This window comes from Actinoalloteichus spitiensis RMV-1378 (assembly GCF_000239155.1).
In the GTDB taxonomy this organism is placed as follows: Bacteria; Actinomycetota; Actinomycetes; order Mycobacteriales; family Pseudonocardiaceae; genus Actinoalloteichus_B; species Actinoalloteichus_B spitiensis.
The window spans coordinates 1-13631 of sequence record NZ_AGVX02000374.1; the positions used below are offsets into that span (position 1 = coordinate 1).

Sequence of the window (13631 nt, forward strand, 5' to 3'; positions counted from 1 at the left end):
GGTCACCGCGAGGTCCACGTCCTCCGGGCTGGCCAGCTCCCGCTCCGCGATGGAGGCGGCCACCCCGACGATCGAGGCCACCAGGCGCTGGGCCACCGACCCGGCGGTGTCCCGCACCACCGACACCGCACGCTCGTCCGGACTGCCGGTCGGGCCGGCGAGGACCGCGCGGGCATCGGCCACCACGGAGCCGTCGACGGCGGGAGTCGCGGCCAGCACGACACGCGCGCTGTCCGGGGCCAGCGACAGCGGGTCCACCCCGACGGTGCCGGCCGGGGGCAGCCGGTGTTCGGCGACCAGCGCCGCGACCGTCGTCCCCCACGTCGGCACGAGCACCGGGGTGTCCTCGGCCGCGACGGCCGGGTTGTCGACGAAGCTCCCGCCCACGGCCACCAGCCGGTTCCGCAGGGCGGTGGCGTCCACCCCGGACCCCACCACCCGGAACACCCGGTCCCGGTTCCCCGTGACCGGCGGCTCCACCGGCCGGGACGGGCCGGTGCCGTCGTAGGAGTAGAAGCCCTCGCCCGTCTTGCGGCCGTGCAGGCCGGCGGCGACCCGGTTGGGAGTCAGGAACGACGGCCGCAGCCGGTCCGAACAGCGGAAGCCGTGCCACACCGAGTCGATGACCGCGTCGGTGACGTCGAGCCCGGTGAGGTCCATCAGCTCGAAGGGCCCCATGCGCAGCCCGAGCACGTCCCGGGCCACCGCGTCCAGGGTGGGCACGCTCGCCGTCGCCTCCTCCACCAGCGCCAACGCCTCCGTCACCAGCCCGCGTCCGGCGTGGTTGACCAGGAACCCCGGGGTGTCGGCCACCACCACCGGCCGGTGCCCGCAGGCCCGCACGAACTCCGTGAGCAGCACCGGGATCTCCGGCCGGGTCCGGGCGCCCGGCACGACCTCCACCAGCCGCATCAGCGGGACCGGGTTGAAGAAGTGCAGGCCGGCCAACCGGGACGGGTCCGCCAGGGACGCCGCGATCCTGGTGATCGGGATCGACGAGGTGTTGCTGGTGAACACCGTGCGCGCGGGCAACACCTCCGCCAGCCGGTGGAACACCTCCACCTTGGTGGCCAGGTCCTCCCGCACCGCCTCCACCACCAGGTCCACCTCCGGGCCGGGCACCCACGGCGAGTCGAGGGGCACCAGCAGCGCCCGCGCCCGCTCACCCTGCTCTGCGTCCAGCCGGCCCCGTTCGACCGCGCGGTCGAGCATCGACCGCACGAACTCCACCGCCGCGACCACGGCCGGCGGCTCCGCGTCGGCGAGTTCGACGGTGTGACCGGCCGTGACCGCCCACTGGGCGATGCCCCGCCCCATCACCCCGGCACCGACGACCCTGACCCGCATCCGCGCCTCCCGTGCTGCTCCGCGTCCCCGCCCAGCGCCGACCGGTTCCCGCCGGGATCGGGGGCGAGGCGACCGCGACCGCGATCACGGCCAGCCTAGGCAGCCTGGCAAGGGGGTCGGGCGATCGTCGCGGTGCCGGATTGGTTGGCAGAATGCGGGGACGTCCCCGTCACCCGGTGCGGGGAGACGGTGAGCAGGGAGGGCACGCGGTGGTCGAGGAAACCAGGGTGGTCCGCGACGAGGAGCGGACCCGGTACGAGGTGTGGGTCGGTGACGCCAGGGCCGGGTTCGCCGACTTCCAGGAGGTCGGCAACTCCACCGTGTTCACCCACACGGAGGTGTCCAACGACTTCGCCGGACAGGGCCTGGGCACCCGGCTCGCCGCCGGAGCCCTGGACGACGCCGTCGCGCGCGGCCGCACGATCGTCCCGGTGTGCTCCTTCATCGCCGACTTCGTCACCAGGAACCCCCGCTACGCGCCGCACGTCCGCCAGCCCCGCTCGCAGGGCGGCGACGGCGATGAGTGACCTGGCCGCTCATCCCGCCGAGACCCGCTGCGCCTCCGCCGCGCCCGGCCGCCCGGTCCGCGAGCTCCACCCGGCCCGGGAGGTACCCCTCGGCGGGATCCGGGGAGTGCGGGTGGACCGCGTCCTGCCCCAGCGCACCCTGCCCACCGTGGGCGCCTGGTGCTTCCTCGACCAGTTCGGCCCCCAACGCATCCCCATGACGGTGTTACCCCACCCGCACATCGGCCTCCAGACGGTGACGTGGCCGATCAGCGGCGAGATCCGGCACCGCGACAGCCTCGGCAGCGACGTGCTCGTCCGCCCCGGTCAGCTGAACCTCATGACGGCGGGCCGAGGCGTCTCCCACTCCGAGTTCTCCCCCGGGGACGGGGAGCTGCTGCACGGGCTGCAACTGTGGGTGGCACTGCCCGCCGACCGGGCCGGGATCGACCCGGGATTCGAACAGCACCTCGACCTGCCCCGCCACGAGACCAGCCAGCTGCGGGCCACCGTCCTGATGGGTGAACTCGCCGGGGTCCGCTCCCCGGCGACGACGCACAGCCCCCTGGTCGGAGCGGAGCTGTCCCTCTCCGCCGGCAGCGCCGAACTGCCGGTGCGCGAGGACTTCGAACACGCCGTGCTGGTCGTCTCCGGCGAGGTGGAGGTGGACGGGGGTCGGGTCACCCCCGGTCCGCTGCTCTACCTCGGCACCGGCCGGAGCGGGCTGGAGTTCCGAGGCGCGGCGGAGGGAACCAGACTCCTGCTGCTCGGCGGGGAACCCTTCCGGGACGACCTGGTCATGTGGTGGAACTTCGTCGGTCGCGACCACGCCGAGATCGAGGCCGCACGGGCCGACTGGGAGAACCGCGACGGCAGGTTCGGTGTGGTGGCCGGTCACGGGACCGACCGCATCCCCGCGCCGGAACTGCCCGGCGTCCGCCTGCGCCCCCGCCGCCGGAGCTGAGCCGCTCCTCCGCCTCCCGCCGCGCGCACCGTTCCCACCGTGCGCGGCGCTCCCACCGTGCGCGGAGACACCCGGGAGCCCGAACGCCTGCCCCCGGTCGACGCCCCGACATCGAGGCGTCGTCGGGGCGCGGGTGTGGGCGACCCGGCGCGCCTGCCCGTGCCACCGAAGATCCGACCGCCCGCGCCTGATCCGACCGCCCGCCTGATCCGACCGCCCACCGCCGCCTCCGAGCCGTGCCACGGGGTGCCCCGGAGTCGGTGTGCGAGCCCACCTCCCGAGTGCTCGCCAGGCGAGACGGGGCACTCCCGGATCCCTCACTCCCGCGAGCGGGATCCCGGTGGGCCGCCACCGACTTCTCGGCCTGTGAATCACGTGTACGGGCTCGTCCCGCCCCGCTCAAGTCGTGGTTGAAGGGAACTAAATTCGGACGCGGAAACGGATTCCGTGATAGCGAGCGCTCTTTACGGCTTCAAAGGGGGGTGTTAATGTTCCGCAGGGAATCAAGCCGATGGTGTGGAAATATCACGTACGTGCGGTGCGTCCTCCCGGTGTGGTGGAGAGTCCTCCGGCCGGCGTTCGACCGCTCGGTTCCGGTGGTTGCTCGTGTGCTGTTCGGATCCTTTTCGCGTGCGCGGTCCTTCCCCGCCGCCGACGGTGTTTCGACCGTCCGGATATCAAGGAGGCAACGTGACCACAGCGACCGCCGCCACGGAGACCGAAGCGGAACTCGGCCTCGCGGATCTGGATCTCGACATCCAGCTCGAGGTGACCGGAGGTGCTGACGCGACGTTCCGCCCCGAGATGTTCACGTTCGTCACCTGCGATACCGGGGGCACGACCGGAACGTCCTGCAACCTGACGAACGGCTGCAACCCGATGTGTTGCTGACGACGGGAGCGGTAGGAATTTCCTAGGAAGGTCAGAATCCGGCTGCCACCGGACTTGTCCGGTGGCAGCCCGATCTTCTCCGAGAAGGTTGCCCTCCATGACACGAGATCGCTGATTCGAGGCCGCCGGCCCGATTTTCCTCCGTACCGCATCCCTCCCCAGTGGTACGTTCGACAAAACCATCGCGAGCCTTGTCGACGTCGCGGCGAGCACGGACGCGGACCTGGTCGAATACATCACCGAGCTGGCCGCCAACGACATCCTCCGGGAGGCCGTGGCCGTCTCCAGCGGTCACCTTTCGGAAGAAGTGCGCAGAATTCTGGACGGCGGTTCGGTGAGCCGCAAGAAGTTGATGCGGGTGGCGGTGGCCATGACCCGGTACGCGCGTCGCATCACGGGGCGGCCCACCCCGTTCGGGCTCCTCGCGAGCGTCTCGGTCCTGGGGGACCAGGCCGGCTCCCACTCCTCCGCTCCGACGAAGACCGCACGCCCCGACGCGCGGTGGTTCGACGCGGCCTCGGCCACCTGGCGCGCCGATCCCGAGGTCCGCGCGTCCCTCCGGGTCGTGCTCAACAACCTCTGCGTCCAGCGGGGTGACAGGCTCGTCCTGCCCCACGTTCCGGTCCGGGCCGAGGGCACGGAGAAGCTGGGCAGCACGGAGGAGCCGCCGAGGGAGTTGACCATGCGGTTGACCCCAGTGTTGTCCTGGGTCCGGCGGAACACCGACCGCCCCCGGTCCTACTCCTCCCTCCTGGCCGAGACGGCCCGGGAGTTCCCCCGCCTCGGCCAGGACCGGCTGGACGCCTTCCTCGCCACCCTCGTCGCACACGAGGTCCTGCTTACCGAGTTCTCCACGACCAGGTTGGACGACGACCACCTGGCCACCCTGGAGGACCTGCTGCCCGCCGGGACACGGGCCCGGCACGACATCCGCGTCGTGCGCGAGGCACTGTCTGACTACCGCGCCACGGCTCCCGGGCAGGGCGGCGACACGTGGCGTTCCCTGCTCGACACGGTCACCGGGGTGACGCCCTCCCGGTCGGCGGCCCCGCACGTCGACCTGTACCGGGACAGCACCCTGCGCCTGCCCGCTTCCGTGCTTGACGAGGTCGAACGCTGCGCCTCCGCGCTGTGGTCCGTGTCGGCGCCGAGCGATGCCTTCGAGCACATGCGGGGGTACCGGAAGGCGTTCACGGACCGCTACGGGCAGCACGGCGTCGTCCGGCTCACGGAGCTGGTCGACCCGCATCGCGGCTTGGGCTACCCGACCGGCTACCTCTACCCGCGCACGAGCACCACGCTCCCCAGCGGGAAGCGACCCGCGAACGAGCGGGACAGCGAGCGCCGCGAGGTCCTGGGCGAGTTCCTGCACCGGGGGCTGAACGAGGCCACCAGGGAACTCGTCCTCTCCGACGACGACGTCCGCCGCCTGGCCGTGGACGACGACGTCCCACCGCCACGGTCCCTGGAGAACTGCTTCCAGGTGCTGGCCCCCGACGAGGAGCGGCTCGCCGCTGGGGACTTCACCCTGCACCTGGCCCCCGTCATCGGTTCCTACACTGCGGGAGCGATGAACGGCCGCTTCGCCGGGGTGACCGGCACGGCGGCCGACCTGGGCCGGCTGATGAGCGACCCCGACGGCGCGTTGCCCGCGCAGGTCGTGTTCCTCCCGGTGCTGCCCCGGGCGCTGAACGTGATGCACGTTCCCGACCTGCTGCCCCACACGATTCCCGTCGGCACCTTCGTCGACCCCGCCGCCGAGGGCGTCATCGACTGGCGCGAACTCGTCGTGGCCGCCGACGGCGACCAGCTGCGCCTGCACTGGGAGCGCACGGGCCAGGAGGTCCACCCCGTGGTTCCCCACGTCGTGAGCCTGAGCACCACCGCCCCCAACCTGGCCCGGCTCCTGGCCGAACTCCCCTTCTGCGGCGAGGGCAGGGTCTGGCAACCGTGGGACTGGGGTCCCTTCTCCACGTTGCCGTGCCTGCCCCGCGTCCGGCTCGGCCGGGTCGTCGTCTCCCCCCTGACCTGGCGGCCGAGCAGCCGGATGCGGCACGGCGCGGCCCGGGCCACCGGGTGGACCGAGGCGGTCACCCGGTGGCGGGACGACCTGCGGATCCCCGACCGCGTCCACATCGGCCGGCGGGACCAGGTCTACGAGCTCGACCTGTCCAGCCCCTTCCAGCGGGAGATCCTGCGACGGGAGATCACAAGGGGCGAGGTGACCGTCACCGAGCCCCCGAGGGAGGCGGCGGACGGCGACGGACTGCTGGGCGGCCACAACAACGAGGTGGTCGTCTCCCTGCGGCGCCTCGAGCGGCCGGACATTCGAGACCCCCACCCGGACCTGGACCCGCGACGGCTGGCCAACACCGAGGACCGCGTCACCCACCACCCGGGCGGGGAATGGGCGTTCGTCGAGATCCAGGCGGTCCCCGAGGTGCACGAGGAATTGATCACCCGGCACCTCCCCCCGCTGGTCGCCGACGTCGAGAGCCACCTCGACCGCTGGTTCTTCATGCGGTACCGCGACACGTGGGACCACATCAGGCTCCGCCTGCACGGCCCCAACGGCACGCTGGACCCCGAGGTGTGGGCCCGACTCCTGCGTTTCGGCGCGGAGTCGCGGGAATCCGGCCTGATCAGGGACCTCAGGATCCGCTCGTATGAGCCGGAGTCCGCCCGGTACGGGGGCGGGGCCGGGTTGCGCGCCGCCGAGGAGTGGTTCTGGGCCGACAGCGTCCTGGCCACCGGCCTGCTGGCCGCCCGCGGGACGAAGGGGGAGACCCCGGACAGGAGCCACCTGCTGCTGGCCGGGTACGTCCACCTGCTCACCGCACTGGGCAGCTGGGACTGGCTCGACTGGGTGGACGCGCTGCCCAAACCGGAGGGGGCGGCACCGCCCCGGCGGGAGATCGAGGCCGCTCTCCAACTGCTGGACCCCGACCGGGCCCGAGCCCTCATCACCGGCTCGCTGCCCCCCGACCGCCACTGGGCCCTCCACACCAGCGGCGCGGCCGTGCGGCGGCTGGGGGAGATCGTCCTGCCCGGCATCGGGAACGAGGGCGGAGCGGGTTGGCAGGACATGGCGGTGGGGAGCCTGCTGCACATGCACCACAACCGCCTGTACGGCATCGACCCGGCCACGGAGGGGGCGAGCGTGCGCCTCCTGGGTCACGCCGCTCGGGCCCTCCGAGGCCAGCTCCGGCACCGAGCGCGGACTCGAACGTCCGCCGAGGGGAGGGACGCCGGATGACGGACACCGTGACCTCCTCGCACTCCCCGCCCGCCCCTCGACTCGCCCGCCAGGCGTCCGCGCTCGCGGAGCGCATCGCGGACGTGCTGCGGGACGCGCGGAACCTGGAGGCGGAAGCGGAGGACGGAAGCAGGGAACCCTGGCAGACCCTGTCGTTGGCCAGCGGCTACGCCGGCATCTCCGTCCTGTTCAGCGACCGAGTGTCGAGGGATCCGGCGGAGCGGCTGATCGCCCACCGCTACCTGGGCATGGCCAGCGCGGGCCTGGCCGGCCGCCAGGACCTGGCCTACGGGCTGCACTACGAGGTCGCCGGCCTGGGCTTCGCGCTGGATCTCGCACGGCGGGCTGGCGGGGGCTACGAGACGTCCCTGGCGACGATCGACGCCCTGGTGATCGAACGGGTTCGCCGGCTCCGCCACCTGGTGAGGACGACACCGCTCGACACCATGGCGCGGTTCGACGTCCTGGACGGCCTGACGGGCTTCGCCCGGTACCTGCTGCTGCGCGGCGGGGACACCACCCCGGAGGTCGAGGAACTCCTGATCTCGCTCGTCGCGATGGTCGACCCCGTCGAGCATGCCGGTCGCCACGTCCCGCGCTACTGGTCGACGGTGCCCCCCAACTGGCGCCCTGAGATGGGGGAGTCCCTGCGCAGGCACGGGCACCTCAACCTGGGGCTGGCCCACGGGATCGCCGGCCCGCTGGCCGTGCTGGCGACCGCGCACGCCGACGGCATCGTCGTCCCCGGCCAGGCCGAGGCCATGAGCGCCCTGGTCACCCTGCTGGGCACCTTCCAACGAGCCGACCGGTACGGGCCGTACTGGCCGGACGTCGTCTCGCTGGAGGAGTTTGACGCCGGACGCTCCGACGCGGCGCGCGGCCGGGTCTCGTGGTGCTACGGCGCCCCGGGAATCTCCCGAGCCGTGCAGCTCGCAGGGCGGGCCCTGGGCCGGCCGGACTGGCTGCTGCTGGCCCAGGAATCCGTGGCCTCGGTCGTCCGGATGCCTCTCGACGCCTGGCGCAACGACCACTGGTCCCTGTGCCACGGCTGGGCGGGTGCGCTGCACCTGCTCGGCTACTTCACCGACGGACCGGACGGGCACCTCGTCCGCCAGTGCAGGGACCGGGTCGTCGAACGCATCGTCCGTGCCGTCGACGGCGATCGGCTGCCGACCTTCGCCGTCCGGCACGACCACATCCGGCCCGGGCGAGAACCCGCCGGCTTCCTCGGCGGCGCGGCGGGTCTCGCCCTCGCCCTGGACGACTACGCCACACCAGGGCGGGCACTGCCCTGGCCCAGTGCCCTGGTGGTGATGTGATGGACACCCACGGTTTCCTGGAGGCCCGGTCCGCCGGTGGCACGGGACACCCACCGGGGCACGCCGTGCACGTCGGCGGCAGGACGTGGACGGTCCCCGACTTCCTGCGGGCCCTCGCCGCCCAGCTCGACGACACCCCGCCCCACTCGGCTCCCTTCACCCCCGCCGACCTCCCCGCGCTCGACGCCTTCCTCGGAGCCGGGTTGCCGGCCCTGCGGGCGCACGACGAACGCCACACGTGGCTCGAGTACCGCCTGCGCCCACCGTCCCGCCCCCGGCACGAGCTGTACGGGGAGCTCCACACGCTGGTGCGCGAGCTCCTGGACGAGGGGTGCGTGACGCACTTCTACTTCGTGCACAAGGCGCAGGGCATCCGGGTGCGCTTCCATGTCCCCCCGCCGCACCACGCGGCGACGGCCGGGAAGCTGGAGGAGGTGTGGCGCGGTTGGGAGCGGACCGGCCTGATCAGCGGCCTGCGGCACGCCGTGTACGAACCGGAGCAGCACCTGTTCGGCGGACCGGCCGCGATGCCCTGGGTGCACGGCGTTTTCACCGCCGACTCGTTGTTCTGGCTGGGTCACCTCCGCCACGAGGAGCCAACCGTCCCCGTGTGGCGCGTCTCGCTGTCGATGATCAGGACACTGCTCGCCGAGCTGGGCATCACCGAGTTCGAAGACCGTGACGTGTGGGACAGGTTGCGGTGGCAGGCGGGCCGGACGTTCGGCGCGGAGGAACCGGCGGGCTGGGCCAGGACGTCGGCCAGGATCAACCAGGTGTGGAACGCGCCCGACTTCCTGGACTCCCCGCGTTCCTGGCCCCGGGTCGGCGAGGACCTCGCTCGTTTCCGGGACGCGGTGGCCAAGGTGTGCGCGTCCTGGCGAGCGGAGCACCTCGAGCGTCCCGGTGCCCTCGTCGGACCTCGGGAGGCGGCCGCCTTCCTCGTCGTCTTCCACTGGAACCGGGGCCGGATGCCCCGGGACTGGCAGGTCGGCATCACCGAAGCACTTGCCCAGGGCCCTTCCGAGGAGGTCGTGCGTGCCACGAGAACCACAGGCTGACCCCGTGATCGGTGACGCCTTCGGCGCCATGGTCCGCGACTGCTGGCACGAGGGCGGCGCCGCCGGGGAGGTGACCGAGCTGCTGGAACGGGACGACGGGCAGTGGTACCGCTCGCCGGCGGCCGCCTACTTCGAACCCCTGGACGCGTGGCAGGACGTCGACCGGGAACTGGTGCGGGCCGTGCGTGGCTCGGTGCTGGACGTTGGCTGCGGCGCTGGTCGGGTCCTGTCCGTCCTCCGCGACCGGGGGCATCGCGTCCTGGGGGTCGACGCCTCGGTGGGGGCGGTCCAGGTCTGCGCCGAGCGTGGCCTGGACGCCGTGGTCGGACGGCTCTCCGACCTCGGCCACCTCACCGGTGGCTTCGACTCGATCATCCTGACCGGGAACGGCCTGGGGCTTCTGGAGAGCCGGGACCGGGCACCGACGCTGCTCACGGAGCTGGCGCGGGTGGCCAACCCCGGGGCGGTCATCCTGGGGACGAGCTTCGACCCCGCACGCCTGACCTCTCCCGCCGAACTCGCCTACCAGGAGGAGAACCTCCGGCACGGGCGGCTCCTCGGCCAGTGGCGGATCCGGGTGCGCTACGCCGACCTCGCGTCCGAGTGGTTCGACTACGCCTTCCTCGCTCCGGACGACCTGCGGACCCTCGCCACCGGCACACCCTGGACCCTGGAGGACGTCTGGACGGGCGAGTTCCACCACCTGGCGCGACTGCGCCTGCGGTGAGGGTGAGGCGGCCAACGGACACCGCGAGCGCGGCGTCGCGGTCCGGGCCGAGTCGCCCCCGGAACCCGAGCGCACCCGCGTGATCCGGAGCGGCCGTTCGGGCGAGCCGTCCACGCGCGAGGCAGGACACGCGCCCGCACCGGTCGCCCGCACAGGACACCGCCCGGGCTCCAGATCAGGCAGGGTAGGCCGCCCGGCGCCTCCTGTCGGCCGGGAGGAACGGAGGACCCGCCAGGCCGAGGTCGGGATCGACGGCATGCCGAGGCGCGGTGACCGGGCCACCTCCGAACCACGCGACCTCGGCGCGCACCGCCGGGCGAGCCGCCCACCGCGCGGCGTGATCACCGGGCGGCGTGACCACCGCCGACGGCCACTTCCCGCGAGTCGAGCCCGGTCAAGCTCCCCGAGGGAGGCCGGAGTGGTCCGTGGGACGGCACGCGATCGCCCTTCCAGCCGTACAGCTGGCTCTACCCGAGAACGGAAGCTGGCACTCCTGACCTCCCGCACCCGATCTGGTTGGCTCGACGGCGACGGACACCCGCGCCGCGACGCCCCGCCCTCCCGCGCCGGCGACCACCCGCGCCAGTCCCGGACGGCGCCGTCCGCCCACGCACCAGGGCGACATTGAACCGGCTGGTGGACCTCCACCCCCACGCGGCGGGGAAGCCGTGTCCACGCGCACCGCGCGAACACCAGCCCCACGCGGCCGAGGCCGCCGACGAGAAGGACGACGACCGCCGATGACCAGCACCACCAGGAGTTCCCGGACCCGGCCCACGCTTGCCCTAGTGGTATCGAGCCTTCTCCTGGCCGCCTGCGGCACCGACACCCCGCCGCGTTCCGACGAACGCGACTTTCCCTTGGCGGCCACCCGGCTCACCATCGACACCGGCAACTTTGACCTCCGGGTCGGTCCCGGAACCGAGGGCACCGTCACCGTGCACCGGACGCTGACCGGTATGGCGGCCGAGGACGGCAACGCCACCTGGGCCCTGGAGGGCGAGGACCTGATCCTCACGGCCCGGTGTGAGGGGTTCAGCCCCGGCTGCGGCGCCAGCTTCGAGGTGGCCGTGCCCCCGGACATCGCGCTCACCCTGCGGGCCGAAGCCGGGCACATCGGCGCGGCCGACCTCCCGAACGACCTGGACATCCGGAACACCAACGGAACGGTCGACCTCAACCACGTCGCGGGGGAGGTCCAGGTGACCGGCGTCGCCGGGGCGGTCACCGGCACCGGCCTGCGGTCGCCGGCCGTGCGGGTCCACAGCGAGAACGGCGGCGTCCGCCTGGGCTTCGCCGCCGCACCCGACACCGTGGACGCCGTGTCCCGCCACTCGTCGGTGACCGTGACCCTCCCCCGGGACGAGACCTACGCGATCACCGCGACCAGTGAGCACGACCGGGCCGACGTCGAGCTCCCACACGATCCGAGCAGCCCCCGGAGCGTCCGCGCCGCCAACGTCAACGGTGGGGCGGTGGTCGTCCGGGGAGCCTGACGCGGGTCGGCCCGTCAGCCCCGCGACGCTCCGGCGGCAGTCCGACACCCCGGTAGGGTGCCCGGTGACATCCCCGCGGCGAGGCGCCCGATCCGCGCCGCGCGCCACTAGGGTCGAACACATGGAGCCCGTGGTACCCGGGTATCGAGCTGGTTCACTCGCGGACCTCGTCCCGTCGCTGCTGTCCGGACTGCGCGTCCCGGCGACCTCGAACGTGCTCGGCCTGCCCGGGGCGAGGAAGGTCTGCCTCCTGCTCGTCGACGGCCTGGGCTGGGAACTCCTGCGCGCCTACCCCACCGAGGCACCGTTCCTGACGTCCCTGGCCACCGACCGAGCACCGGTGGCCGCCGGTTTCCCGGCCACCACCGCGACCAGCATCGCCACCATCGGGACCGGCGTCCCGCCCGGTGAGCACGGGATCGTCGGGTATTCGTTCGCCGTGGGGCGGGACGACCTCGTCCTCAACGCGTTGGGCTGGCACCGGCACGGCGACGGCCGTCCGGTGGACCTCCGCTCCCAGGTCGTCCCCGAGGAGTTCCAGCCCCGCCGGACGGTGTGGGAACGCGCGGAGGAGGCCGGCGTCGGGGTGCACCTGGTCGCTCCCCGCGACCAGGACGGCAGCGGGCTGACCCGGGCGGTGCTGCGCGGCGGGCGCTTCCACGGAACGCACGCCCTCGGCGACCTGACCAGCGGCGCGGTGGCGGCGCTCCAGGCGGGGATCGGGTGCTCTGCTACGCGTACCACGGTGACCTCGACGCCCTCGGCCACCAGTACGGGCCGGGCAGCGATCCGTGGCGCCACCAGCTCGGGCACGTCGACCAGCTCGCAGCCGCGCTCGCCGAGCGGCTGCCGCCGGAGGGCCTGCTGGTGGTCACGGCCGACCACGGCATGGTGGCGGTCGGCGAGGACGACCGGGTCGACCTCGACACCGAGCCCTCGTTGTGGGAGGGCGTCCGCATGGTCGGGGGCGAGGCACGGGTCCGCCACGTCCACACCACACCCGGCGCCACCGACGACGTGCTGGCGGCCTGGCGGGAACGGCTCGGCGACCGGGCGTGGATCCTGCGCCGGGACCAGGCCGTCGAGGCCGGCTGGTTCGGTCCCGTGGTCGCCGACCACCTCCTGCCCCGCATCGGGGACCTCGTCGTCGCCGCGCGTGGAACCCTCGGCCTGACACGGTCGCGGGTCGAGTCCCGGCTGAGCGGTTTCGTCGGACAACACGGCTCGCTGACCGCCGAGGAACAACTCGTTCCCCTCCTGGCGTTCCGGCGCCGCTGACCCCTGGCTCGACGACCCGGCCACCCCACCGCCCGCCGCCGGGCTGCCCGCTCCCGAGGCCCGGGACCACCCGGCGGCGGCCACCGGCGCACCGGGGATGCTGGGGGAGCGCCGTCGGAGACGGCGCCGGGGACGAGGAGGAGTGGACTGGTGGTCATCGACAAGGTGGCGTGGCTGGAGATCGTGGACGGCGCCGTGCTGTGCGCCCGCTCCCGGGGCAAGGAGCTGTACTACCTGCCGGGCGGCAAACGGGATCCCGGGGAGACCGACGTCCAGACCCTCGTCCGGGAGATCGACGAGGAACTCGGCGTCGAGGTGCTGGGGGACTCGGCGGAACACGTGACCACCGTCGAGGCCAGGGCCGACGGGAAGGCCGAGGGCGTGCTGGTGCGGATGGCCTGCTACCGCGCGGACCACCGGGGCACCCCGCAACCCCGCGCCGAGATCGAGGAACTGGCCTGGTTGACCTCGGCCGACCGGGACCGGCTGTCCGCGGCGGGCCGTGCCCTGTTCGACGACCTGCGGGAGCGCGGCCTGCTCCGCTGACCCCGCGCGGGGGAAACCGGGCGGCCCGGCCGAGTGGAGCGGGGCTGGCCCGGCGCCCCCGGTTCCGGACCTGGTGCTCCTCCGCCCTCACCCGAGGGCGGCCGCCCACCGGGAGTCGCCCGCCGGCTGCGCCGGAGCGGCCGGCGACGGGCGTCGGTCGACCAGCGGCCCGGCCCGTCGGACCGACCTGCCCGGATCCCGCGCGGCGGCAAGCGACGAGGCGAGTGGCCGGGCGTCGGCGCC

The 13631-nt window shown here is 73.3% G+C and carries 10 protein-coding genes and 1 pseudogene; 10 read left to right on the top strand and 1 reads right to left on the bottom strand.

Annotation, left to right across the window (positions count from 1 at the left end):
• Positions 1–1347 (bottom strand): 3-hydroxyacyl-CoA dehydrogenase NAD-binding domain-containing protein (locus ACTIDRAF_RS0216515; RefSeq protein ID WP_016699831.1); only part of this gene is annotated, 1347 nt, incomplete at its 3' end.
• A 152-nt stretch (positions 1348–1499) separates the two neighbouring features.
• Here ACTIDRAF_RS0216515 and ACTIDRAF_RS0216520 point away from each other — a divergent pair.
• From ACTIDRAF_RS0216520 to ACTIDRAF_RS0216565, 10 genes and pseudogenes are all read left to right on the top strand, one after another.
• The gene (locus ACTIDRAF_RS0216520; RefSeq protein WP_083886381.1) at positions 1500–1874 is read left to right on the top strand and encodes a GNAT family N-acetyltransferase; all 375 of its coding nucleotides are present in this window, start codon (positions 1500–1502) and stop codon (positions 1872–1874) included.
• Positions 1867–2817, top strand: coding sequence for a pirin family protein (locus ACTIDRAF_RS0216525; RefSeq protein WP_016699833.1), 951 nt, complete (start codon positions 1867–1869; stop codon positions 2815–2817). Before ACTIDRAF_RS0216520 ends, ACTIDRAF_RS0216525 begins: the two co-directional genes overlap by 8 nt.
• Before the next feature lie 690 nt (positions 2818–3507).
• The gene (locus tag ACTIDRAF_RS0216530) at positions 3508–3708 is read left to right on the top strand and encodes a hypothetical protein (protein WP_016699834.1); all 201 of its coding nucleotides are present in this window, start codon (positions 3508–3510) and stop codon (positions 3706–3708) included.
• 259 nt (positions 3709–3967) lie between these two features.
• Positions 3968–6964 (top strand): lantibiotic dehydratase, encoded by a 2997-nt coding sequence (locus tag ACTIDRAF_RS0216535; RefSeq protein ID WP_280956885.1) that lies wholly within the window; start codon positions 3968–3970, stop codon positions 6962–6964.
• Positions 6961–8283 carry a lanthionine synthetase C family protein gene (locus ACTIDRAF_RS29325; protein WP_016699836.1) on the top strand — a complete coding sequence of 441 codons (1323 nt, stop codon included), beginning with the start codon at positions 6961–6963 and terminating at the stop codon, positions 8281–8283. Before ACTIDRAF_RS0216535 ends, ACTIDRAF_RS29325 begins: the two co-directional genes overlap by 4 nt.
• Entirely contained in the window at positions 8283–9341 is a 1059-nt protein-coding gene (locus ACTIDRAF_RS29330) for a thiopeptide-type bacteriocin biosynthesis protein (RefSeq protein WP_016699837.1), read from the top strand. Before ACTIDRAF_RS29325 ends, ACTIDRAF_RS29330 begins: the two co-directional genes overlap by 1 nt.
• Positions 9319–10068: a class I SAM-dependent methyltransferase gene (locus ACTIDRAF_RS0216550; RefSeq protein WP_157163080.1), complete on the top strand. Its 750-nt coding sequence runs from the start codon at positions 9319–9321 to the stop codon at positions 10066–10068. The genes ACTIDRAF_RS29330 and ACTIDRAF_RS0216550 overlap by 23 nt, the downstream gene beginning before the upstream one ends.
• A gap of 788 nt (positions 10069–10856) precedes the next feature.
• Entirely contained in the window at positions 10857–11564 is a 708-nt protein-coding gene (locus tag ACTIDRAF_RS0216555) for a DUF4097 family beta strand repeat-containing protein (protein ID WP_016699839.1), read from the top strand.
• Positions 11565–11685: 121 nt separating this feature from the next.
• Positions 11686–12842, top strand: a pseudogene (locus tag ACTIDRAF_RS29335) (alkaline phosphatase family protein).
• Positions 12843–12992: 150 nt separating this feature from the next.
• Positions 12993–13388, top strand: a complete 396-nt coding sequence (locus ACTIDRAF_RS0216565; RefSeq protein WP_016699842.1) for an NUDIX hydrolase — start codon at positions 12993–12995, stop codon at positions 13386–13388.
• Positions 13389–13631 lie beyond the last annotated feature (243 nt).